The sequence below is a fragment of the Flavisolibacter ginsengiterrae DSM 18136 genome (genome assembly GCF_059568575.1).
Genome location: NZ_JCANTR010000002.1, coordinates 17,406 through 42,363, shown reverse-complemented (window position 1 = coordinate 42,363; position 24,958 = coordinate 17,406). Strand labels below are relative to the sequence as shown.

At 38.3% G+C, this 24,958-nt stretch carries 22 protein-coding genes; 10 read left to right on the top strand and 12 right to left on the bottom strand.

Features of this window, described 5'->3' with window-relative positions:
• Window positions 1-36: 36 nt before the first annotated feature.
• A complete protein-coding gene (locus BP74_RS02100) occupies window positions 37-606 on the bottom strand; it encodes a hypothetical protein (RefSeq protein WP_496370582.1) in 570 nt (189 codons plus the stop codon).
• Window positions 607-679: 73 nt separating this feature from the next.
• Window positions 680-1,237, bottom strand: coding sequence for a hypothetical protein (locus BP74_RS02095; protein WP_496370580.1), 558 nt, complete (start codon window positions 1,235-1,237; stop codon window positions 680-682).
• A 226-nt stretch (window positions 1,238-1,463) separates the two neighbouring features.
• Here BP74_RS02095 and BP74_RS02090 point away from each other — a divergent pair, with 226 nt between their 5' ends.
• Window positions 1,464-1,643: a hypothetical protein gene (locus BP74_RS02090; RefSeq protein ID WP_496370578.1), complete on the top strand. Its 180-nt coding sequence runs from the start codon at window positions 1,464-1,466 to the stop codon at window positions 1,641-1,643.
• A 79-nt stretch (window positions 1,644-1,722) separates the two neighbouring features.
• On the opposite strand, the gene BP74_RS02085 is transcribed toward BP74_RS02090, so the two are convergent.
• The 8 genes from BP74_RS02085 to BP74_RS02050 form a co-directional block, all read right to left on the bottom strand.
• On the bottom strand, window positions 1,723-3,375 hold the full coding sequence (locus BP74_RS02085; RefSeq protein WP_496370576.1) for a hypothetical protein: 1,653 nt from the start codon (window positions 3,373-3,375) through the stop codon (window positions 1,723-1,725).
• Window positions 3,362-3,838 (bottom strand): terminase small subunit, encoded by a 477-nt coding sequence (locus BP74_RS02080; RefSeq protein WP_496370574.1) that lies wholly within the window; start codon window positions 3,836-3,838, stop codon window positions 3,362-3,364. Before BP74_RS02080 ends, BP74_RS02085 begins: the two co-directional genes overlap by 14 nt.
• Before the next feature lie 34 nt (window positions 3,839-3,872).
• Window positions 3,873-4,544 (bottom strand): hypothetical protein, encoded by a 672-nt coding sequence (locus tag BP74_RS02075; RefSeq protein ID WP_496370572.1) that lies wholly within the window; start codon window positions 4,542-4,544, stop codon window positions 3,873-3,875.
• Window positions 4,545-5,048: 504 nt separating this feature from the next.
• A complete protein-coding gene (locus BP74_RS02070; RefSeq protein ID WP_496370570.1) occupies window positions 5,049-6,059 on the bottom strand; it encodes a DUF6371 domain-containing protein in 1,011 nt (336 codons plus the stop codon).
• The gene (locus BP74_RS02065; RefSeq protein WP_496370568.1) at window positions 6,056-7,186 is read right to left on the bottom strand and encodes a hypothetical protein; all 1,131 of its coding nucleotides are present in this window, start codon (window positions 7,184-7,186) and stop codon (window positions 6,056-6,058) included. The genes BP74_RS02070 and BP74_RS02065 overlap by 4 nt, the downstream gene beginning before the upstream one ends.
• Window positions 7,187-7,232: 46 nt before the next feature.
• Window positions 7,233-7,490, bottom strand: coding sequence for a hypothetical protein (locus tag BP74_RS02060; protein WP_496370566.1), 258 nt, complete (start codon window positions 7,488-7,490; stop codon window positions 7,233-7,235).
• A 104-nt stretch (window positions 7,491-7,594) separates the two neighbouring features.
• Window positions 7,595-8,401 carry a hypothetical protein gene (locus tag BP74_RS02055; protein ID WP_496370564.1) on the bottom strand — a complete coding sequence of 269 codons (807 nt, stop codon included), beginning with the start codon at window positions 8,399-8,401 and terminating at the stop codon, window positions 7,595-7,597.
• Between the two features lies 1 nt (window position 8,402).
• Window positions 8,403-9,701: a site-specific integrase gene (locus BP74_RS02050; protein WP_496370562.1), complete on the bottom strand. Its 1,299-nt coding sequence runs from the start codon at window positions 9,699-9,701 to the stop codon at window positions 8,403-8,405.
• A gap of 363 nt (window positions 9,702-10,064) precedes the next feature.
• Here BP74_RS02050 and BP74_RS02045 point away from each other — a divergent pair, with 363 nt between their 5' ends.
• The 3 genes from BP74_RS02045 to BP74_RS02035 all read left to right on the top strand — a co-directional run bounded on the left by BP74_RS02045 (window position 10,065) and on the right by BP74_RS02035 (window position 11,588).
• Entirely contained in the window at window positions 10,065-10,397 is a 333-nt protein-coding gene (locus BP74_RS02045; RefSeq protein ID WP_496370560.1) for a type II toxin-antitoxin system HigB family toxin, read from the top strand.
• Between the two features lie 2 nt (window positions 10,398-10,399).
• Complete coding sequence (locus BP74_RS02040) at window positions 10,400-10,840, top strand: helix-turn-helix domain-containing protein (protein ID WP_496370558.1); 441 nt, start codon at window positions 10,400-10,402, stop codon at window positions 10,838-10,840.
• Window positions 10,841-11,348: 508 nt separating this feature from the next.
• Window positions 11,349-11,588, top strand: a complete 240-nt coding sequence (locus BP74_RS02035) for a GIY-YIG nuclease family protein (protein WP_496370556.1) — start codon at window positions 11,349-11,351, stop codon at window positions 11,586-11,588.
• A 243-nt stretch (window positions 11,589-11,831) separates the two neighbouring features.
• Here the strand turns inward: BP74_RS02035 and BP74_RS02030 are convergent, their stop codons facing one another.
• Both BP74_RS02030 and BP74_RS02025 read right to left on the bottom strand, forming a co-directional pair.
• Window positions 11,832-15,845, bottom strand: a complete 4,014-nt coding sequence (locus tag BP74_RS02030) for a DUF8696 domain-containing protein (protein WP_496370554.1) — start codon at window positions 15,843-15,845, stop codon at window positions 11,832-11,834.
• Window positions 15,796-17,499 carry a beta strand repeat-containing protein gene (locus BP74_RS02025; protein WP_496370552.1) on the bottom strand — a complete coding sequence of 568 codons (1,704 nt, stop codon included), beginning with the start codon at window positions 17,497-17,499 and terminating at the stop codon, window positions 15,796-15,798. Before BP74_RS02025 ends, BP74_RS02030 begins: the two co-directional genes overlap by 50 nt.
• Window positions 17,500-18,391: 892 nt before the next feature.
• On the opposite strand from BP74_RS02025, the gene BP74_RS02020 reads away from it, so the two are divergent.
• The 6 genes from BP74_RS02020 (at window position 18,392) to BP74_RS01995 (ending at window position 24,918) form a co-directional block, all read left to right on the top strand.
• Window positions 18,392-18,793: a putative quinol monooxygenase gene (locus tag BP74_RS02020; protein ID WP_496370550.1), complete on the top strand. Its 402-nt coding sequence runs from the start codon at window positions 18,392-18,394 to the stop codon at window positions 18,791-18,793.
• A gap of 113 nt (window positions 18,794-18,906) precedes the next feature.
• Window positions 18,907-20,001 (top strand): NAD(P)-dependent alcohol dehydrogenase, encoded by a 1,095-nt coding sequence (locus tag BP74_RS02015; protein WP_496370548.1) that lies wholly within the window; start codon window positions 18,907-18,909, stop codon window positions 19,999-20,001.
• Window positions 20,002-20,124: 123 nt separating this feature from the next.
• A complete protein-coding gene (locus BP74_RS02010; RefSeq protein WP_496370546.1) occupies window positions 20,125-20,526 on the top strand; it encodes a (R)-mandelonitrile lyase in 402 nt (133 codons plus the stop codon).
• A 116-nt stretch (window positions 20,527-20,642) separates the two neighbouring features.
• On the top strand, window positions 20,643-21,347 hold the full coding sequence (locus BP74_RS02005) for a dihydrofolate reductase family protein (protein WP_496370544.1): 705 nt from the start codon (window positions 20,643-20,645) through the stop codon (window positions 21,345-21,347).
• Between the two features lie 503 nt (window positions 21,348-21,850).
• Window positions 21,851-24,025, top strand: coding sequence for a TonB-dependent receptor (locus BP74_RS02000; protein WP_496370542.1), 2,175 nt, complete (start codon window positions 21,851-21,853; stop codon window positions 24,023-24,025).
• A gap of 2 nt (window positions 24,026-24,027) precedes the next feature.
• A complete protein-coding gene (locus BP74_RS01995) occupies window positions 24,028-24,918 on the top strand; it encodes a cation diffusion facilitator family transporter (RefSeq protein WP_496370540.1) in 891 nt (296 codons plus the stop codon).
• Window positions 24,919-24,958: the final 40 nt, after the last annotated feature.

Here is a 24,958-nt window from a genome sequence, read left to right as displayed (position 1 = left end):
AAACTCCTGGTGTAAAAACACCAGGAGTTTTAACAACTATCTATTCAGAAGAATAGCTGTCTTAGGGTTAATTATCCTAAAATCTTTATCTGCCAAATATAATGATGTATCTAAAAGATTTTCATCTTTGAAGGAGGCCTTTACATAAGCCTTAATCAAATAATAATTCTTTAGGGAAGTATCTACTTTTATCTTTTCTAGAGAATCCAAAGCTTTTCCATAATATTTTGCAGTATCTAAAATGGCTTTTCCTTCTTTTAAGGTTCTCTGAACATCTTCTTTCTTGATATCAGTAACTATATCATTACCGAACATAGATTTGTATAATTTAAACTGGCTTGTCTGCAATTCAATCAATGAAGTATTGTTTTTTGACATTGACAAGTAAGATTCGTACATATTTAAGGCAGCCTCTTTTTGCCAGTTTATAACTTCTAAATAAGAAACTGGTTCAACTTTTACAATCTTTAATTCGTGAAATATTACAGTGTCATTTTTCTTGAAAGCTTCATCAGAATAATATTTTTTTATTGATTTGAGTGCTTTACTTTGATCGCTTTCCATTGAACATGAACAGAATAAAATAAGGAGTAAAATCCATTTCATACTGTTAGAGATTTAATAAGGGGCGAGAATTCCTATAAAATAGCATATGGTGATATAAGTATCTTAACAAAGGCTATTTCTTGATTTCGTCAATTTTAGCTTTAGCTTCATTAAAGGCAGCTTCAATACCATCACTTTTGTCTATAAATAATGAAGTTCCCGAACCGTATCTCTCTAGCTTTATATACCACTTTGATTTTCCTTTTTCAATATAATACCCAACCTCAAACCCATCTTCAGATATAAATTTATTCTCTAAGTAATCTGGATTGGATGTTATATCTTTCCCTTCATCCTCCTGAAGTGATTTTATTGCTTTTATGACTTCAATTAAATCTGAATATTCTATCGATGCTGTTGAATTAGAATATTGCCCTTTTTTTACAATTTGATAGAAATATTGTGATCCACTTCCATTAGTAATTTTTCGTATTCTTGTTTCTGCATTTTCAAATGAAGCTTTTAACTTTGGTAAGTTGAAATCTACAAATTTCATTATTGAACCTGTCTTAGAGGTGAATAAATCCATTTTAGTTTTTATTTCGTCTGTTTCTTTTTTTACTTCCTGAGACCTTGCAATTTGGAGACTAAAAGTGCATAGGATGATAAATAGTAATTGAGATACTTTCATATTATGAGTTTTGGTTGTAAGATGTAATATAAAAAATATATATTATATAAACTCTGTTTAACCATAACTTTTGTGGCTCCAGCCTTTAATTCTCCCACTTTTTAAGGCTTTTAATCTTTTTAGCGTTTATCCTTTGTGAACAGTAAATACTTAATTAGGTTGATAATAAGAAGGAAGGTGATTAACGTCTAATGGTTAAATAGAGCCATTTATTTAAATTTATATTATGAAAAAAAGAAAACAAAAGGTCCAAACGGGCAAACCCCTATCCCTTAGCGACATTGTAGATTTTGGTTTGGGTAACAGGTTGCCAGTAACGGAAAAGGAAAAGGCTTTAGAAGAAGAACTGAAGCAAATGATCAAAGAAGGGAAGAGAATAGAAATTCCCAATGAACTTCCTTCTTAATATACTACCTGGAACATTCCGATGATTTCCTGAAAAATTGGATTACAGCCCTAAGCTTTCTATCCGATTACGGGACCCATTAACCAGGAAGAAAACTTAATAATTTTTGCATATTTAATCTATGTTCTTTTTCTCTTTTCAATATAGTTGCAAAATCTGGAACTGGGAAGAAGGTCATAGCTAAGGAATCTGCTTTATCTGGGCTTCTTTTTATACGCTTTTTTAAATCTTCTTTCTTTTCAATCTTAATCTTACCATCACTCATAAATTCCCATTTTGTTTCTGTTAATTCTTGCGCTAATTCTTCATCATAAGGCAGCATTGCAGTTGAATTATTAGCGGGGTTAAGCCAATCCCTCACACACCAATACATATAAGCGCGCATGTTTAAAAAGTGATGTTGGCCTGTCAAATCATGCAAAGTTTTATTTTCCCATTCAGGCTTTGTAGATCCCTTAACTGAAAAGATTTGATCTAATCTAAATCCTGGAGCCCCCTTAAGGTATCTGATATTTAATGGATTATTTTCCCTATTTGCTGGCGTTCCAGTAACTAATTCTTGTAATCTATCATAAACACCAGCACCTTCTCCAATCGTATCTACAAAGGTTTGTGAATAGGAATTACCTTTTAAGATAGAAGAAATTTTGCCCGCAATTGCCATATGTTTCATTTCTCCATTACTATTTTGAACCTCAAACTTTTCAACATAATTGCCATGTCTATAGCAAAAGCAAGTTGAATCTGTACCCATTCCAGCAACGTCTACAGCAAGTCTTAAGCATGCTTCTAACGGGGTTTTATTAGCCATATAATCATTGTGTCGCTTATTGGCTAATTCAATCCACTCCATAGGAATTAATACATCTGTGGAAACCTTTGGAGCTAATCCCAATACCTTAACCCTGAATAGATCATTAGGTCTGTAACAGTTTCTTTCTTCATTGATATCAAATTCAAAATCTCCCTCCGCTGAATTGAATTCCTTAGGATCAATCTTTACGCACCAGGTCTTAACCTTATCTAATACCCAATCATAATCAACCTGACCTGGTATTACAACTTTCTTTTTTAGAACATTGGGAGCATTGAGGCTGTTTAATCTGAATTTTTTAAACCTGGGAGACCTTTGAGAATTCGCTGCATACCCTGTACCTGTATTATTATTGAAAACAATCAATAGCCTACTATTACCTTGTAAGTTTCCCTCAATAGCACTAAATACAGATTCGCTGATACCTGAGCCTTCTGTAACTATAAACATTGTATTTACAGCGTGAAAACCTGACCATGCCTCATGATTATGTTCATCAGATACAAATCCTGTTAAGAATAGATCCTTATAGTCTGTCCTTATATCATAAGTTTGAAGCCTTGCATTGTTAGGGCATATGCCATTCCTTTTTAGCTTATGGTATAGTTTTGATACTTCAGGCATCATAATGTTCTTCACTTGAGCATCTGTTGGAGCAGTAAGTGCAACCTTTGTGCTTTCTAATTGCCCTTTCTCATCTTCCCCAGGCATCAAGTATAAAAAGCACATAGCTGCTACAGCGGCCACGAGATCTTTGCCCCTGGCTGTTCCAGAGGTAACTGATACCATTTTATTATTTTGGACAGCTCTTAATATATCCTGTTGCTCTTCATCCAGGGTTAATTCCATAGCCTCTTCAGCAAAAAGACACCAATCATTAACCCATCTTTCGATAATTGAATGATCAATTTTGTTCATCATTTTCTTTTAGCTTTTTTCTTATTTTACCAATTGTAGAGGCAAATGCATTATTGAGGCTTTCTCCATCTGTGGTTAAATCTGCGACATCTTTTAGGCCTAGGTCTCTGCTAATGATATTTGCATTCAATAAACCAGCGGCTGCACCTGTGAACTTCTGATTGAATAATACCTGTTCAATTTGCTCAATGACTTCTTTAAATTCATCACGGTGTTTATAATCATTATAGGTACTTTCTCCAATCTTAAGAAAATAACAAAGCCCCTTCATGGTATAAGCTCTCATTCTTTCAACACTTAATTTTTTACCTGTACCAAATGCTTTCTGTTCTGATAAGGGATTACTATCGCACCATTCAAAGAAGGTGCAGGCTTCCTGCCATAATATTTCTGGATTGGAAAAGATTTTATCTCTTCCATGTTTACTTCTTAATTTCCAGAATTGATTTTCTTTTTTTCCCATTTTTAATTTTTTAAGGATACGGTAAAAGGATTAATTAAATGTTTTCAATTGATTCAGCAACTATTGATAATGAGCCGTCATATGCTTCCTGCATACATCCATTATCCCCAATAACTGATAGGGTTGATAATGGATAGGTTGTGGCCTTTAGGAAGGCGACCAGCTTTTTATGACTTGCTTTAACTTCAAGCATAAGGTTATAAAATTCAACTTGCTGTTCAGTTGTAAGCCTTAATTCATACTTGCGTTTTATGGCCTCATAATTTAGACTTGGTTTACCATTTGTAACCTGTATATCTGACCATTCAATGTCTGGATATCCTGCTAAAAGTTGCGATTTATTGCTCATTTCTGCATATACAGCTTGCAATTCTGTATTGACCTTATTCAACCTATCATCTAAGTCCTTAATGGTTAGTTCAATAATGGATTTGCTTTTGAATTTGGACAGGTCCTTATTTATTATTTCAATTTGCTTGTTCCTAATATTCTTAAGCCCATTATTCATTAGGTCATTGAATAATTTTTCATTTAATACTTCCCCAGTTACTTCATAATAAACTTTTGATAGGTTTTGAATTTTGGGAATCAATAGCTTTTCAGCTCTGTGAATTAAAGTATTAAACTGAAGTTCATAGAATTTAACTACATCCCCTAGTTCTGCCCTTTGGAAGGTTGGTTTAATTAATTCTTGTTTGTGGTTCATTTTTTTGTTTGGTTGTTTTAATTTATTAAAATGAATGAAGCATTGATATATTTCCTAGAATCCCTGTCATTGCCATTTGCAGCCTCATTACAGGCCTCCTTTGGTTTAATAAGGGTCAACTATAGAATCAAGGGCTTACCATAATTTACCGCCCCTTTTTCCAAAAGGTTCCAGGGCCTTGTAAATTCTTTTTCATAGTTTTTATAAGGGTTCAAATCACTGTTCCTCTTATATTTATTGATATTTAATATTGATAATCAACATATTATATTTATAGGGGAGTAAGTAGTGGAGCAAATACCTGTGAGAATTCGTGTATTTTTTCATTTCAAGCTCACCGCTCGCAGCATCACCTATATTTTCATTCATTTTCATACTTTAAAACACTTTAATGAGTTCCGAAAAATCATTTTTACTTCTTTTCAAACTATCTAGTGCAAAGTGCAATTCCCCCTATACACCCCCTGCACCTTACACCAGTGCAGGGTAGTGCAAGGTTTGTGTTTACTGCACTAGTGCAACACCATTGCACCACTCCTTATTTACTTGATAATCGAAAGCTATAGGATAGCCTGGTTCAATTAGTGCAATTCCAGAGCTTGCACAGGTTGTTAACAGGATATCAGCTATATCAATCCCTTTCTTTTTCTGTTCAATTGGTAAAGTCTTTTCCAGGTAATCAGATACCGTTAGCTCACATCTAATGTTTTTACTCAAAACATCTGCTTTCTGTTTCCATACTTCAAAAGCATCTGAATCGGGGTAAAGGGTTACTATCCGATCAATTAAAACACGGCTTACTTCTTTGTCAAACCATCGGCACCCAGCTTTGCCACCTGTAGCTATCCAGATAAATTGAGGGAAATAGACAGAGCTTATAATAGCTGTCTTTTCGCTTTCTACTATACATACTTCATGATTTGGGAATTCTGATAGAAGATGCTCCCCGAAAAAGCATTGCTTATAGTTAAAATCAGCCATTTTAAGAACTTTGTGAACCCAGTTAATATGATCGAAACGGTCACGGGTTCTTTTGCCTGTAATGGGACTGTAATGCATTATTTTGCCTGTCCTTATTCTTTCCTTATTATCTATCTGCCAGAAGATATTAGCACCAGGCCAATGTTTAGAAGTTCCTATTAAATACCTTTTATACAAATCAAGTGCAGCGACTTCACCAAATAGTTTGCACAGGAATAAAAAGAAGTTATTCTTACTATAGCTACTTAATGATTTTTCAAGTATTTCTATAGGAAGATAATTAGTTGGTTTTACTGGCTCTGGCATGTTTATTCTTTTTAAAGGCTGGAATGATCCTTTATCCTCAAAGAATTGCTTTGCGCTATAGTGATACCCACACTTTAATTCATTATTACATCTTCCTACATGATCTGGTAATAGCTCCCTTGTGACATTGTCTATATAGGGTGCAAACTCTCTTTTATCTCCACAAGAAGGGCAAGTTTTACGGCTTGAAGGGCCACTATAAGGAAGTAAGGCATATCTGTATCTCATATAGATTTCCTCCAGTTTTTATCTGCACCCTGGGTTACTAATTCAAAAGATTGTATTTCTTTCCATCTGGTTACTGCTGTACGGTGAGAACATTCGTAATGCTTCATTAATTCATCAATGATCTTAGTATAACCTAAAGCCTTTGGAGGGGCAAGGCTGGCATCTATTGCATCCTGTAGCTTGGTTTTGATGCCTGGCTTAGTAGAAGATTCTGTCTTAGTGCCACAACAGACATGATAACCCTTATGGGTATCATAAGTGAAAAGGATAGTTGGTACTTTCCCTCGGCCTGCATTCCTTAGATATTTAGGTTCTAAATAGGTAACATCTCCTTCAACCTTTACTGATAGTACACTTGCCGCTTTCCTTATGCATTGGCTTCCTAGATTGCCTCTTTCTTTGTCTCCCCCAGGATTAGTATGAATAATAGCCAAAACTGGGCAATCGTATTCCATAGCTATTTGTTCAAAGTATTTTACAATTGAATTGCTTTCTTCTGTATTATTTGGATCTGATATATAATCTGCTATACCATCAATAACAATCATATAGATTTTACCATGCTTTTTTGTAGCAGCTTTAAGTATAGCAGTTGTTGTAGGCCTGTATTCTTCAAGGTTTAATTGCTTGATATTGTATGAAAGCAGGTTTTCAATATTATCTTCTACAAAAAGTCTTTTCTTAATCCCTTTAATTTTTTCCTTATGCTTACTTCTGCTTTGCTCAGTATCAATATGAACAGTTACATACCCATTTATATTTGGCATAATCCACAAGTCCACAATAGGGTCTTTTATTTTTCCATCAACGGTCAGTGCAGCTGCAATAATTGGATCTTGCACTGAGCTTTTACCAGTCTTTACTCCTCCGCTAAAAACAATTAAATCACCATTAGTAGCAATAGTTTCATCAGCGATTTTGATTATAGGAACTTGCTCTGGAATTTCTGTTGAATCTGTAATCCTTAGATGTTCAAAATCACTTAACCGATTTGATTTAGCTATGTGTTGTATAAGTCCTCTCTGAGATGAAAATATATTATCTTCGTGCCTGTAGTTTTCCTTCTCCGCCTCTGCTACTGCTACAACAGTAAAGGGGGCATTTTCATTTAAAATCATCTTATTCAAGATTTTTGGTATTGGAAGGATTTATGGTGGTGGAATTGTTTTGTTCTTATCTATAAATAGATTGTGATTCCAATGCCAATACAACTGATGGCCAGTTATATCTGACATTGCTGCCAATACGCATTTCTGGAATAATCCCCTTCTTTCCCCAGGTTATAGCTGTTGGTTCAGATATACCTAAACGTTTAAGAAGTTCAGGCCGATCAATAACTTCTGTGGGGGGAGTCGATGATGACTTTAAAGTAGATATTTGTCCTTTGATCTCAGTGAGTTCTAAAAGGATTTCTTCAAAAGGATTCGACATATTTTAATCGCTTTGTGTTATTGCTTCAGTTGCAATACAAAGAGACTAAAACAAGCTAAGATGATGGGGCGAAGTAACGATGTAGTAACGACAAAGTAACGACGTTACTTTTTTAGTTTTCCTTTTAAAAACCTTTTTGCAGCATCTAAAGAAGGTTCATAATCCTTGTTTCTTTTGGAGAAATCTGTGTAGTCAGTTTTAAGAAATCCATTAAAATATATAAGAAGCTGTTTTTGAGAAGGGTTTTCTATGTTAAACATAGCATAAGATGACATAGCGTCAATGGCACCTGTGAGTTTTCCAATTCTACCTTTAGGTAAGATATTTATACCATCTTTAATAATATCTAATTCTTCCATTAATTCAAGGCATAAATTATAATAAGTTTCATTCTTAAAGATGCTTCTTAATTTAATTATAGGCGTATCTTTTGATTCATAATTACTTACTCTATCATTTAATATGGCAACCATATCATTCAATGTCTCTATGGTAGAGTTATAATTATTTTTCATTCTTTCTTCCAATCCTTCATTAACAGTGAATTTTTTGCCGTCTTGGACTACTTCAAACTCAGATAGTACAGTAACTATATCAGGATTGTGAGGATTATTCATGTCTTTCCTAAGCTTAAAAATTAATCTTAAGATTTGACTTCTTATATCTTCTAATTTTTCAATATCATCTTCCTGGATGGCTTCCTCGATTGCTTTTTGGAAACGCGTAACAGCGTTTCCCAATTGATTAGTTATTGTTTTATAGGTCTCTTGCGCTTCTCTTTGAAGTTCAATATGAAGACCCTCAAATCCAGGTTCATTATCCTGGTTATCCATATTATTGGTCTCTTGGGATTCTCTTTGAGGTTCAATATGAAGACCCTCAAATCCAGGTTCATTATCCTTGTTATTCATATTATTTGATTTTTACAATTTTAGACCCCCAAGCATTGTTCATTGCTTTTATGGAAGCATCATCTGTTAAATTCATGTATCGTTTAAAGCTTTTATAATCTTTCCAGCCACCAATTTTCATTACATGTTCCGCAGGCATACCATGTTCTAATGAAAGGCTTGCAAATGTTTTACGGCCACAATGCATTCTTATAAGGTCATATTTTGGATAAACGGTAACCTCTCTATGTGCTCCATATTTACGTACAATCTCAATAGGTTCATTTATCCCTGCCCAATCACATATTTTACCTAAATGCTCATTTGATCGCTGGTTGCTTATAATTGGTAATGGGCGAGGGGTGCCTTCATATTTCTTAAGAATTGCTTTAGAGTATGGATTAAGTGGTATTTTAGTTTTATGACTTGTTTTGATGGCTGTAAGGTCTATAAAATCAGTTTTTATATGCTCTCTCTTTAACTGGTATAAATCCGAATAACGTAGTCCAGTAGCACAAGAGAATATAAATACATCCCTTACCTGATCCCATGCAGGGCGCTTAGATAGGTCTAATGTATAAAGAGTTTCAAATTCTTTCTTAGTAAGGGCAATAACTTCTAAATCAGATTCCCTTTTAATTTTAAAAGATGAATACTTTATGGATACATCTATTCCCTGGGCTTTCGCATAATTGAGGAAAGTTTTAAGGGTAGATAGTTGTTTTGCAATAGTGATATTATTTAAAGTCTTTACAGTTTTTCCCTGCTTATCTTTTTTAGTTAGGCTTACTAAGTAATTTTGAAAGGATTGAAAGAAGGAATAATCTATTTTATCAAAAGTTACCTGTTTGCCTGTTGTTTTCTCGTAGCCTTCTAAATGTGATTTTAAAGACTTATAAACCGTCAAGCTGCCTTTTACTCTTGTAAATTGATGATCAAGTATGTACTTATCTATGAAAGCAAATAATTCCTTATTAGAGCTATCTTTTTTAAAAACAGGTTGTTTAGTTGCTGATAACTCATTAATCACCATTTCCACATTATAAATAATGCCGTTTGCTTCAAGTCTCTCCTCAATTTTTTCAATTTCTCTTTTTAGGTCATTAAGTTTATTATTTATTTTTTTTACATCAAGTTCTAAAAGGTTTCCTTTTTTTACATACATGGCCAGCTGTGCATCTTCATTCCAATTTGTTTCAAATGTCTTTTCCTTAGTACTGTAATATTTACGGTCCCCCTTTATTTGGTAAATAATACGGATTGGGGCTTTCCCATCTTTATCAACTTTTTCCTTTCGTAGTTCAAAACGTATAGTACCCATAGTTTAAATATTTGCCCGCAATTACTCCCAAGTTAGGGTTCAATTTACAGGGTCTCTTACTGCTTTATAAAGGTACGAGGGAGCAAAATAGGGAGCAAATAATTCTTTTATTGGGTTGTGCGGATTTTAGCTTCTTTTAGTGTAAGTCAATGTGGTAAAGCATGTTATGGTTTTGGAGCTTAAATTGGTATAATGGCAAAGGGTATGGGTTCGAATCCCTCTCTCTCCGCAAATTAACAAAAGCTGCTCCCAAAGCGGCTTTTGTCGTTCGAAATGTCCCCTTCAGTTCCCTTTTAAAGAAATTCAGAAATTTTAAGACGGAAGTTCTCTTTTTGAGAACTTGGTAGTATATTTGCTACATACATGAAGGTTCATCTTATCAAAAGGCAAACCATTGAAGATTTTGTAAAAGCCAACGTTCAGAGCAAGAGTTCCTTTGAAGACTGGTTAGAAAAAGTAAAGCATGCTGATTGGAAGTTGCCTGCAGATATGCAAGCCACCTATGGCAGTGCTGATTTGTTAGGTGATGGTTCTAATAGGATTGTCTTTAATATTGGAGGGAATAACTACAGAATGATTTGTAAATATGTTTTTGGAGAGAACCAAGTGCATTTATTTGTTTGCTGGATTGGTACTCATGCCGCCTATGACAAGTTATGCAATAAAAAAGAACAGTACACAGTAAACATCTATTAATTATGGAAACACTTAAATATAAAGTCATTAAATCAAAAACTCAGTACAATCTATATTGTAAGGAGTTGGGAAATCTGCTGGAAAGAGGTGGAAAAGGAGTGCAGGATGAGATTGATCTACTGACCTTATTAATTGAGAAATGGGATAATGAACATAATACATTTGAAGAGATAGATCCAATACGTCTGCTCACGTCTTTGATGGAAGAACATAATCTGAAGCCAAAAAACCTAGTAGATCTTTTAGAAATAAGTAAGGGTTACGTTTCTGAAATTTTGCATTATAAGAAAGGATTGTCAAAAGATGTCATTCGAAAGCTAGCAGATTATTTTAAAGTTTCTCAGGAAGCTTTTAACCGACCTTATAAATTAAAAGTGGCTGAGAACTCTCGATTCAAAAACGCTAGCGTGATGAATACAAAGAAGAAATTAATCCATGCTTAACCTGCTTATAAAACTAACTATTGCTTTCAAATCTTCAACTAAAACGTTCGAAGCTGTCCCTGATAGCCCGCAAAACGAAACAAAACTGGCCCCGATTTTATCGGGGCTTTTTTTATTTGAGCTGACTGTGTAAAGTTTACATTGCAAAAGGAGGCGAAGAATAAAAAGGCGATAGCCAGTTTTTGTTTCGTTTTTAGCCTCCCACTTCAGGGATCAGTGCAGCTAACCCCTCTTCTTGGAGCGTTGCCAGGCTTGCCTGAACAAAAGCGCAAAAACAAAAATGAACGGCACCATAGTGCCGGAACATTCATTGGCTTGAAGACTCCCCTTTAAGGGATCAGTGTAACTAATCTCTCTCTCTCTCCGCCTCCGCCCGCCGAAGCTTTAGTGAAGGCGGGCTTTGCTTTTTTTAGCATTCCGTCTTAATTCCCGGGGGGCTACGGCGGACGATGTCCGCTATTGATTTAGAACTCTTGCAATTTCGTTCATGCCTTTCTACATTTAATCCATGCATTATGTTTATATTTTACAATGTAATGATGGTTTCTCGTACACTGGTTGTACAGAAAATTTAAAAGAAAGATTACAAAGGCATTCCAATGGTTATGTTCTGGCAACGAGTTCAAGATTGCCCGTTGAAATAATATTTTACTGTGCTTTTAAGGACAAATACAAAGCTTTTGCATTTGAAAAATATTTGAAGTCAGGTTCAGGTAGGGCATTTATGAAGAAAAGACTTATAGTTTAGGACCTTACAATAATCAGTGATTAAATTATGTTGCGGAATATACATTGAATTGAAATTTCATAGTAAAGCGATAATATATAAGAATCCTATTCTTCTTATTCCAATTATTCCAACCTGCCAGCCTACTTATAAGATTAAAAGCTCATAAACTTTCTGAAGTGCCCTTTAATTCACCTGATACAAAATGGAGATACAAAAAAGGTGGCCTTTCAACCACCTTAAACAATTTAACCAGGATTTTTTTTAGTTTGTCTTTAGGATTTTAATTCTTTTTCGATTTTCACCCTGGACCATTTCTACAATATACATGCCTTGTTTATACCCTTCACCCAGCTGTATGCTTTGTCCATGAGAAAGATTTCTCTTCATATCCACGACCCTGCCAAGTTCATCGTACACAACTACTGAAATAGGTTGCTTATTGTTTGTACTCATGACTTTGACGGTAAACTGTGTGATCACAGGATTAGGATAAACCTGCACATTAAACTGTGAAGTTTCCTGAATTACATCAACCTGTCGGGTGCCTACTGTTAATGCCGCTGTACATTTTGCGTTGACAGTTATAGCGCCTGAAATATTGCTGGTCAGTGTACCACAATTGCCTGATACTACACAATAGTAGTAGGTAGTTCCCCCAACATTTGTAGGCGGTACATAACTGTTACTCGTTGCGCCCCCAATCAACAAACCATTGTTTGTTTTGGCCTTAGTGTTTGAATACCACTGGTATGTCAGGTTGGCACCTGATGCTATAACAATCAATGGTGTGGCAATGGAATTCAGGCAGTAGATGACTGCTTTGTTACCTGGCTGTTGGGTGATGGCTGTGGCTGCACTGATTGTTATGGTACCGGAAACATTGCTGGTGGCTGTACTACAAGAACCGCTTACAACACAATAGTAATAAAACGTGCCAACCGTAGAAGTTGCGGGCTTGAAACTGGTTGCTGTTGCTCCCTGGACGGACATGCCACCAGTGTTTGCAGGAATTGTATTACTGTACCATTGATACTTCAGGTTTAAGCCTGTTGCGCTTATACTCAATGCAGTAAGATTAGTGGTATTTTGACAATAGGACATTGCATTGATGTTGGGATGCGAAACAATAATGGTCGCAGGATTTATTTGGATAGCCCCCGAAACATTACTTGTTGTCATACCACAGTTTCCAGATATAACAACATAGTAATAGAGAGTTCCACGCGTTGCCGTTGATGGAATGTATGTTGCACTTGTTGCACCACTGATACTGTTGCCTCCTGTATTGCTCACAGTGCTATTACTATACCATTGGTACATTAAACCTGAACCACTTGCTGTTACGCTTAATGCACCCGCCGTTTGTCCCTGGCAATAAGTCGATTTGTTTGTGCTGGGCTGGGAGTTTATTGTAGGGACAAGACCTGGTGTAATAAATAAGGCCTGCGACAAATAGGAACCACAAGAACCAATGACTGCGACCTGGTAGCTTCCTGGGGCTACGACCATTAGTGTCTGGCCTGTTTCACCAGGTATCAGTAAACCGTCTTTATACCATTGATTGTTAATTGATGATGAGGACCCTATAAGTAAGGAAGTGCCCGGGCAAATAACGGTACTTCCGGAATAAATTATTGAAGGTGCTACACATGGTATAATAGTAAGCGTTGCCTGTTGGCTGCCCGAGTAGTTGTCTTCATTGATCGTTGCCACAACATTATAAGTTCCTGCGCTTGTAGGCAATATGCTTGTACCATCATAGGTGACAGCATAATTTAGATTTGAAGGGGTTGTGACCACAGTGACTGCTTTTTGATTGCCGTCGTAAACCTGTTCCGTGTTGGAGATTATGATACTTGCAGGTGCTTTTTCGATTATATCTGTAAAAGTTGTTGATCCAATGGAATTATAGTTCTCATTTCCGGCAAAAGTCCAAAAATCGGAAGTGTAGTTTCCTGCTTTAATATGCGTTGTGCCAGAAAGTTCCAGCAAATTGCTTAAATCTTCTTCTTTGACACCAATGGCTGTGCCAATGGCGGTATGAGAATTTCCGTCGTAAGTGACCGAATATGGAACTACGTTGATCAGTGCATAGGCCTTTGTAATTACATTGTCCACACTGCCATTGGTATTATTATAATTATGATTGCCTTCAAACGTCCAGTTGTCTCCGTTATAGACTCCCGCATTTGTATGGCTTGTAGCATTCACATCCAACAAAGCAGTAAGGTCTTCACCAGCTACCCCGATTGCCTGCGCAGCTGATAAATGAGGATCACCCGTATAAGCCGTTGTATAAGGTATGACGGTGATGGTTGCATTGGCTTTTGTAATAGTGAAGCTTTTACTATCACCGGAGCCTGAATAATTGTTATTGCCATCAAACGAAGCATTGACAATATATTCACCAGCATCTGTAGGAGGCGTTGTTGATTCTGCATAAACAGTACCATTGATTGCGCTGTAGGTAATGAAAGCTGACTGGTTCAGACCGGCTGCGCCAATAACATAAGCTAAAGCAACATATGGAGAACCATTATACGGGCCATCATTTACAGATATAGTTGTAGTGGTGGATGCCTTCTGAATGATATTGTTTACGTTTCCTGATGCATCATTGTAATTTCCATTAATATCTGTAAAAGTCCAGGAATCATTTTTATAATCGCCCGCATCAGTGTGCTTGGTTGCATTAAGATTTAACCCATTGAGGGCCTCTCCTAAAACGCCGGTGACGGTTCCTGTTGCCGTGTGTTCATTTCCGTCATAGGTAACATCATAATGGTTGACCGTGATGACGGGATCAGCCTTGCTGATGGTTAAGCTGGCATTATCGCTCGTCACACTTGAACAGCTGTTAGTTATCACAACGCGGTAAATTGAGCCGCTCATTGACACAGCAGGGTTACTGATCGTTAAAGTTGATGTGTTTTCCCCTTGAATATCGGTAAATCCGGATCCTTTATTAACCTGCCATTGATATGTTGGTATTGGCATCCCGGATGCAGAAACAACGAAACTTATATCACCTCTACCATACATCATGGTTTGATCCAAAGGTTGCAGGTCAATAGTTGGTGCTGTGTTTACCACTATGCTCAACGGCTCTATTACGGCAGCAGTGGTAGTTGTTAAACAATTCCCACTATTGTTTTCTATGCTGATGTCTGCTGTAACAGAATGGGTTCCGGCTGGCAGCGCAGTAGTATAAGTATTAACTGTTGAACTTTGTACACTAATCCCATCCACCTTGAAATTGTAAATTACAGTTCCTTCACCAGTGTTCAATGCTGTTGCTGTAAAAGTCGTGGCATTTCCAACGCAGCCTGGATTTGACCCTTCTGTCTGCAATAAGGTTACAGAGGGTGTAAGTGCCGAAGTAACCTGAAGACTCACGGCATCCGAGATTACATTTGCGGCACAACTGCTGCTGACAATAGCCCGGTAGAGGAAACCATTTATAGAGGCAGTTGGATTGGTGATTGTTAACTGCGATGTTGCAGCACCGCTGTATACAGATCCATCATTAAGATTTGTAAAACCGCTTCCATCGTCTGCCTGCCATTGGTATGATAATACATCGTCCTGTGATCCTGTGGCCGTTACACTGACTGTTCGTATTCCGGAACCATCGCAAATGGCTGCAGGTACTGCCGGCTGTGTAGTAATGGTAGGAGGGGTGCACTGTGTACCCAAAACGAAATTGCTAAATCCGGTAATGCCGGTTGCTGTATAATCGTTTCCTTCCAATGTTGCCGGAAAAACCGTTACTGTTCCTGCATTTTCTTTTACAATCACCGGTGTAGTGGCATTGCCTGGTATAAAACCTGATCCATCGACGGCGAGATTATAATTCAATGCTGTTGCCCCTGTTTGTCCGATAGACCAGTATCGCCCTGTAAAAAGAGAAATATTGGGTACGGAAGCCGGAAATGATGACGTAAACAATTCAGCAAATACTATACTTGGTGCATCCAGAGATGTATAGGTTAATGTTGCTGGTGCAAAAACACCGGCTTTGCCTATAGGAAAATGTTTGCTGCCTATGAAGCTGTATGTTTGAAAAAGCTTTCCATTAATGTACGAAGTTGATGATCCACCAGTTATTGATCCGGTTCCGCTAATTAAAATGGATTTGTTAGCCGCAACGTCAATTACACCTTTAGACAGGGTAAGCACACCGTTAATAACGATATCATTGTTTAAAGTAATGCCACCAGTTGGTTTATTGATTAGCACCCCCCCCGTTACCTTCCTTGCCAAATTGAGTCCCATTTAAACCACCAATTTGCTGCACCCCTGTTCCATTGAGAGTAATAGTTTCCGTACCAGGTAAATAACTGCCATTATTGATCCAGTTGCCTGACAAATTAAAATTACTGTTGGATGAAATATTGGTAAGTGAACCGGCGAGAGTAAGATGATTGAAATTGTAAATGCCCGCTCCTTCTAAAGAAACAGCTCCTGTAACAGTTACGGTGTTTGTTTGCCCATTGAATGTTGATCCTGGGGAAACTGCAAAACTGCTGCCGTTGATCCTGATGTTGTGGCTACCGGCATTTACTGTTGAATTGTTTGCCAGGTTGATATTTCCAAATATGGTTGTGCCTGTACCCGAAAGGGTCTGGATCTTGCTACCTTTAAAACTAACAGTGGTGGCGGCATCAGCAGTCATGTTACCATTATTTGTAAAATTCCCATTGATATTGACAACACCGCTGTTCGCTGGAATAGAAACCAGGCCTGTATTGCTGATAGTGAAATGATTGAAGTTTTTCTCACTGCTTCCATCTATACTGCATGTGCCTGTAAAACTTACAGTGGATGTACCCGCATCCATTATACCAGCACTATGGAACAAGTTCCCTGACATACTAACTATAGAAGAACCAAAGCTTTTCGTTCCAGAACTGTTTATTGTTAGATTGTTAAATACAACATTCGAACCTGATATAGTTTGATTGACACCTTCCCCATTGAGAACAACTGTGTTGCCGGTAACAATGAAACGGCCTGTAGTAAAACTGGAATTACTTGTGCTGAAATTACCGGCAACGCTGATTGTTCCGGGGGCCATGGTTACGTTTCGGGTTGTTCTGTAGCCACTAATGTTTAAATTATAATATGGAATAGCTGGAATCGTTTGAATGCCGTTCCCATTGAAATCTACGGTACTTCCTGTAATGATAAAATTATTTAAAGAGCTATTGTGATTAAAATCACCTTTGATATAAATAATTCCCGAAGGCGAAAGCGTGATGTTTCTGGGAGTTGTTGCTGAAACCGTCAGAAAATAGTATTCTCCTGGAAAAACAGTTTGGTCACCTGTCCCATTATATTCAATGGTTGCAATCGCATTATTTGCACCTCTGAAAATATCCAGATTTGAAACTGCTCCGCTAATTTTTACGACACGGTCGTATGTAAGATTGTGGGGCCCGATGCCACCTGCTTTATTAATGGAATTGCAAACAACATTATTTCCGAGGTTAAGCCAACCGCTGCTTGTGCTGGTTGTGCCACTTTCTATGCTTACGGCATTTGTAGTTAGCGTGCCATTTCCTGTTATGTTGGCTGTTGTAGTTGAGGTCCATTTGGTAGTTAAACTACTGGTTGTGCAGTTGGGATTAAGATATAGCGTGTTTCCCGTCTGAATGGTAATGATACCTGTAACAGTTAATGCGCCTAAGCCATCTATATAGGAGTTTCCGGCATTTGCTGTTGTTATAGAAGCAAAAGTTTTGGCTACATCCATATTCAAATGTCCATTCGCATTAATGGTTACAGTATTACCGGTTGGAATTGAACTGGCTTGCAGGGTTATTCCAGTGGTGATAGTTGTTTGTCCAATGGCTACACTTGAAAAGAGTAGCAGTACGAGTGCCAGGAAGAATATTCCCGGTGACCATTTTTGTGTCGAGACTTGCATAAAAAACATTAGTTTATGGTTAAAAAAGAATTGTCATTTTCAAATGAGTTTCATTAAAAAACAGGTCAGGTAATTAGCTCTACAATCATATAGTTTTCCGTACAGGTTAGCTTTCAATAATCGGGGAATAGCAAAGCAAAACGTAATGTTTGTTTTGCTATCAGATTGAAGAATATGCATAACAATGAGAGGAGTGGCATAGGCAATCCTTACCCATCATTAGGTATATCCATTCATAATCTATAAATCCAAATAAAAAGGGAGCGATACCGTTATGCGCATTAACATGTATTAACCTGGTAGCGGAACCTCAGTGTACGGTGAGTGTAGTATATTCGTTTTCTTTACATGTATTGCCCATAAATTGCATCGTGGTGCAATACAAGATTTTCCTGGAGATTGAAAAGTGCTTAATCCTTTCGGGGTATTGGAATTTTATAGCAAAACGAAAAGGAACAAAGTGCCTCTAAGGTATGGTCGTAAAATCATATATTTTATGATTTTAATCAGTGTTGTTCTCCTGTCTTCCTGGCAAATTTCCCATCTGTATGAGAAAGTGTTATTCCTTTATAATACAGTAAAAATGTTTCGTAATCATGGAAGTTTTATTTTAAGATTACCCCCTAACTATTAACCCACATTTGGAGCAATTCGCTAAGTATTTTTCCATTTATTAAGATGCAAATCAAGAATATATCCCAATGCAAGTGAACTCATGTTTAGTCGACTGCCCGGCATTATCCATTCAATGGACAAGGAGAGGGTAGTTTGAATTAATACTCTTGAATCACGATTAGCCATTAAAATAGCTAAAATACCTTTGAGGTATTGTTATACCATATTAATGGCCGGGCTTGAATGCCGAAATGCTTCATCTTTAAAATCTTACATTATGAATAAAAGCAACCGGTTTTATTATACCTTTCTACTTATACTTATTGGAATGGTTACAGCTTTTTCTAATCAGACATTTGCCCAATATAATAGTCCCTATGTCCGGATTGCTAAAATTGTAATTGACAGTACACAATTGGAAAATTACAGGGCTGCTTTGAGAGAACATGCCCGGGCTGCAGTTGGTAATGAACCAGGCGTAATTACCATGTATGCGGTTTATGATAAAGAACAGCCAACGCATGTAACTGTTTTTGAGATGTATGCCGATGTACCTGCCTACCAATCACATATCCAGACACCACATTTTTTAAAATACAAGTCGGTTGTTAAAGACATGGTGAAATCTCTTGTGCTGACAGATGTTGTGCCTATAGCCCTTGAAACCAAACTAAAGTAAAAACAAGATAGAACACTCTTAAGAAAGATAGTACGATTATAGGTAGATATCGTGGTTTAGATAATCAAAAGAGGATATTATTTTATTGGATCAATCAATATAAAATTAAACATATGGAATCAGTAAGAACAACGCCAGAAGGGACAACCACCATTAAAACGAAGGAAGTAAAAGCATTCGGCACCAGGGCTGCAGATGCACCCTTAAACCTATTGAATATTCATCGCAGGAAACCTAAACCGCATGATGTTGAAATTGAAATCCTTTATTGTGGTGTTTGCCATTCAGACCTGCACACGGCAAGAAATGAATGGCATGGCACGATCTATCCCTGCGTGCCTGGGCATGAAATTGTGGGCAAAATTGTCAGCGTTGGTGATCATGTGACAAAATTTAAGGTCGGTGACCTTGCCGCTGTAGGTTGCATGGTAGATAGTTGCCGTGAATGCGATTATTGTAAAGAAGGATTGGAACAATATTGCGAAGAAGGAAATACAGGAACCTATAACTCTCCCGACAAATACCTCGGCACACAAACCTATGGTGGCTATTCAGAAAGTATAGTCGTCACCGAGTCTTTCGTTTTGAAGGTGCCCGGTAATCTTGACCTGGCAGCAACCGCACCCTTACTTTGTGCAGGTATTACTACTTATTCTCCATTAAAGCATTGGAATATTGGTCCGGGTAAAAAAGTAGGCATTGTTGGTATTGGCGGCCTGGGACATATGGGTGTTAAAATCGCAAAGGCGATGGGTGCTGAAGTTATTGTATTTACCACCTCTCTTTCCAAGGTGGAAGATGCCAGGCGCCTGGGTGCTGACGATGTAGTGCTTTCAAAAGATGAAGAGCAAATGGCGCGCTATGCCGGTAAACTTCATTTTGTCCTTGATGCAGTTTCAGCCCAACATGATATCAATGCATACCTAAACCTGTTGAAAGTGGATGGATCATTAGCCCTGGTGGGAGCGCCCGAGCATCCGCTACCGGTAGCTGCCTTCAGTCTCATTCCTTACAGGAGAAACTTTGCTGGTTCTATGATTGGCGGTATTGCAGAAACACAGGAAATGCTCGATTTCTGTGGTAAGCATAATATTGTTGCAGATATAGAGATGATCAACATCCAGCAGATCAATGAAGCATATGAGCGTTTATTGAACGGTGATGTGAAGTATCGCTTTGTAATTGATATGGCGTCTTTGAAAAAATAAGAAACAGGATTCAAACTATCAGCTTTAAGCCGGGGTTGCCTGGCAGAAGGGAAAGATGTAGCCAGGCTGTTCTGCCAAAAGGAATGCTAAATCAAACATAATCAATAGTCAAAATCATTCTCCATGGAAATTTCAAGAATAGGTACGCAGCCTTCTGCCAAAGGACCTGAAGATTGGTTCACAGGAGCTGTTCGGATAGATCCTTTGTTTTCGGCCAATAATGCCAGGCGTGCCGCGTCCGCCAGCGTTACATTTGAACCGGGCGCCAGGACTGCCTGGCATACTCATCCACTTGGTCAAACATTGATTATTACTGCAGGTTGTGGCTGGGTGCAGCGGCAGGGTGGTCCGGTTGAAGAAGTGCACCCGGGCGACATCGTCTGGTTTGAGCCCAATGAAAAGCATTGGCATGGAGCAACGGCGAAAAACGGAATGACACATATTGCCATACAGGAAAATCTAAATGGCAAAGTAGTTGACTGGATGGAAAAAGTAACAGACGAACAGTATAACATTTCTAACTAACAAAAAGGACAATCTATATATAGCCAATTGTCCTTTTATTTTTTGTAGTGCCGGCGTAAAAAAAGGCTGATATGTAAGTGAAATGGTTTGTGGTTTACAATCAAAAGATAAGATCGATGAAGAAACCATATGTAATCTGCCACATGGCATCAACAATTGATGGTAGAATAATTTCTGGCAATTGGGGCGATCCCGAAAAAAGAAAAACATTTAGCAGGATCTATGAAAGGTGTCACGAATCATTCATCAGCCAGGCCTGGATGGTTGGCAGGGTTACAATGGAAAAGGATTTTACCAGGGGCCAGCAACCACAGCTTTTAGCACCAGGAGGTTTCATAGCTAGGGATGCTTTTATTGGCGATGTCAATGCTTCATCTTTCGCTATAGCTGTAGATGGTCATGGAAAACTGGGCTGGCAAGGCAATGAGATCAGCGGTGATCATATTATTGAGGTGTTGACTGAGCAGGTTAGCGATACATACCTCCAATACCTGCAAGGAAAAAATATCTCTTACATTTTTGCTGGCAAAGAAGCATTGGACTTTAGATCTGCCTTAAGTCAATTGGCCGGATTGTTTCCCATACAAACCATTATGCTGGAAGGTGGCGGCCATATTAATGGTTCATTACTCAATGATGGTTTGATAGATGAAATAAGTATTTTGTTATTGCCCATAGTAGACGGCACACCTAAAGCATCCACAAGTTTTGAAGTGAGTGAATTTTTGAAGAAAGAAGCAGCTACTTCGTTAGAACTGGCAGATGTGCTTCAACTGGAAGCTGGGGTATTGTGGTTGAAGTACAGGGTGCTCAAAAAATAATTCGCGCTTCCTGGTTTATTGATGTAGTGAATTCATTCCATTGCTTCATGGCGACATGCAGTCTGCAACCCTGCTACAAACATTGTTTAGTATCTGAAGTATGTGTTGATTTATCTTTGAGCCAATTGAAAAACTTTTTGGTTCTCATATTGTTGATTATAACGGCTGCAGGGACATTCTTTCCCTGCTGTACTGTTGATGAATGCTGTGCAAACCAGTTGGCTGCAACCTCCGGTCATGAGAAGCACCAGCCTGAAGGCAATTGTTCACCTTTTTTTGCCTGTGCTACCTGCCCCGGCTTCGTCGGATTGTCTAAACCTATACAATTGGTTTTACCGGTAACTGAAAAGCAAATGCATCATGAAAGGATCCTGAACTTCCATCTTACTTCCTACGCTTCCTCGTTCTGGCAACCGCCGCACTTTTGTTAATGTCTCTATTGTTGGTTTGAAGATCAAACCTGTTATTCTAATCATTCATTAATACAATCCAGGCATTACCATATGCGTCTATTCATATTATTTCTGTTATCCGGCATCAGCTTTTTGAGCAAGGCTCAACAAACCCTCCATATTCAAATAACCGGTGAAGACAAATCTCATGTACCAGCCAGCATCGCAATAAAAGGAACAGGCAATGGGTATACAGCCGATTCGACGGGCCACTTAATAATACCTTTCCCTGCTAACGGTGAATATGTTTTAATGATCACCGCGGCAGCTTATCAAGAAAAAGAAATCAAATTAACTATTCCACATAGTTCAGATACTCTTGAAATAGTAATGGAAAGCAGTGAGCACGAGATGGAACAGATCATTGTGCAATCTACCAGGACAAGCAGGGCTATCGCTAATGTACCTACAAGGGTAGAAACTATCTCCCTTGAAGAGATCGACGAAAAGACCAATATGAGGCCTTCCAATGTGGCCATGATCTTACATGAAAGCACGGGCATCCAGGTACAGCAAACTTCAGCTACCTCGGGAAATGCCAGTGTCAGGATACAGGGTCTTGATGGCAGGTACACCCAATTGTTAAAAGATGGCTTCCCCAATTTTGGCAATTTTTCCAGCGGGTTAAGTGTGCTGGAAATACCACCTCTTGACTTAAAACAGGTGGAAATCATCAAGGGGCCTGCATCGCCCTTGTATGGAGGTGGTGCCATAGCAGGTGTGGTAAACTTTATTTCCAAAACACCAGGCACAAGACCTGAATACAGTTTAATCCTTAACCAGTCAAATATTGGTCAAAGTAATATCGGGGGGTTCGCTTCAGCGCGGGGGAAGAAGTTGGGTTATACCCTGCTTGCTCTTTATAACCGGTCTAAGGCTTTTGATGTGGATAAAGATGAATTTACCGAAGTACCTAAGTCCAATGAGATTGTAATTACCCCAAGACTGTTCATTTACCCCAATGAAACGACTACCATAACCATCAGTAACAGCTTTACTGCCGGAGAAAGAACAGGTGGAGATATACAGGTGATCAGGGGAAAGGCAGATGCCTCGCACCAGTATTTTGAGAAAAACAAAACCCTGCGCAATAGCAGCAGTTTTGAACTGGACAAGAAGATAGGAGACAGGAACAGGTTGGTAGCCCGGCAAAGTTTCAGCCTATTTGATCGATCAATAAACATTCCTGCGTACACATTTGCTGGTGTTAATTACAATAGCTTTTCAGATGTTTCCTGGGTAAGCAATGGCAACCAACATGCTTTTGTGCTGGGTGCCAATTTCATTTACGATCAGTTCAACGATAAAAACAAAGACAACAACAAAAAAGACAATACTGTAAGAACTGCAGGCCTCTATGGGCAGCATACCTGGGACGCAACGGGTGCAATAAAACTGGAGAGTGGCCTTCGTGTTGATGTTGCCAATTATAAGAATGCCGTATATTCCAAAACGGAAGTATTTGCATTGCCAAGGGTTTCCCTATTGGTGAAATTCAACCCTCAATGGTCTTCAAGGGTGGGTGCAGGCATGGGATATAAAACACCAACCTTATTTACGGAAGAGACGGAAACCATGCAATACCAGGACCTGGCACAATTAAGCAATGTAAGCTCGGAAAAAAGTTACGGTGGAACAGCTGATGTAAACTTCAGAACGAATCTCGGCGAAGACCTGGTATTTTCTTTCAATCATATGTGCTTTTATACATGGATCAGCAGACCCCTGGTAGTAGAGAAATTTATGCCTGGCCAATACAGGTTCATCAACGCATCGTCACCGGTGCAGAGTGCAGGCTTTGAAACCAATGCAAAATTTATATTCAAACAGAACTACAAGCTTTTCCTGGGCTATACATTTACTGATGCCAAAGCAAAATACCTTACAGGAGCACAATATGTACCCCTGGTGCCACGGGATAAACTCAACACGGCGTTGATCTATGAGCGCGAAGGCTCTATAAAATTGGGGTTGGAAGGTTATTTTACAGGTAAGCAGTATTTGCATGATGGAACAAAAACACCTTCATTTGCAGAGTATGGCTTTATGGCCGAGAAGATCTTTAGAAAGTTTTCTTTATTTGTAAACCTGGAGAACTTTACAGATACCCGCCAAAGCAGGTATAAAAATGTGGTGAATGGCTCACGTATCGAACCGGTTTTTGACGAGATCTGGACACACACGGAAGGATTTGTTGTAAATGGTGGCATCAAGATAAAACTCTAAAAATGGAACATTCACATAGTCATGGTCATGCTCATGCAGTGCAGATCAATAAAAACAATCAAAATGTTTTTCTGATCGGCATAGGCCTGAACTTGGCATTTGTGGTAGCGGAGTTGGTAGCTGGACTGATCTACAATTCTATGGCTTTACTTACGGACGCGGGACATAATTTGAGTGATGTGGCGAGCCTTGTTATATCATTGGTGGCTTTCTGGATGGCTAAAAGGAAATCAAGCGCTGTATATACTTATGGTTATAAAAAAACAACAGTGCTGGCAGCCCTGTTGAATGCGGTTGTTTTATTGGTTGCCATAGGCATCCTGGGTTATGAAGCCGGCACCCGCTTAATAAGACCTGAACCGGTGCAGGGCAATGTGATTGCTTGGGTGGCGGGCCTGGGTATCATTATCAATAGCGTTTCCGCATTTCTATTCTTCAGGCAAAAGCATGAATTGAACTCAAAGGCTGCTTACCTGCATTTACTGGCAGATGCGCTGGTGTCTTTAGGCGTTGTGGTCGCGGGCATAGTCATTTCACGTACCCATCTCTATTGGATTGACCCTGCTATTGGAATTGTGATCATGGTTGTGATTTTGATAAGCACCTGGGGTTTACTAAGAGACAGTTTTAAAATGACCATTGATGCAGTTCCCATTGGCATACAACTGGAGGCCATTAAAAAACTAATTAAAAGTGTACCCCATGTAAAACATGTGCATCATGTGCATGTGTGGCCATTAAGTACAACAGAAAATGCATTGACTGCCCATGTAGTGATCGATGAACAGTTATCCTTTACGCAAAAGCTGGATGTTATTAAGGAGATCAAACACGAACTGGAACACAATAATATTCACCACAGTACAATTGAAATGGCCAGCGAGGCACATTAGGATAAATAAATATTGTTCGCGGGAGTAGATTATTTTCATA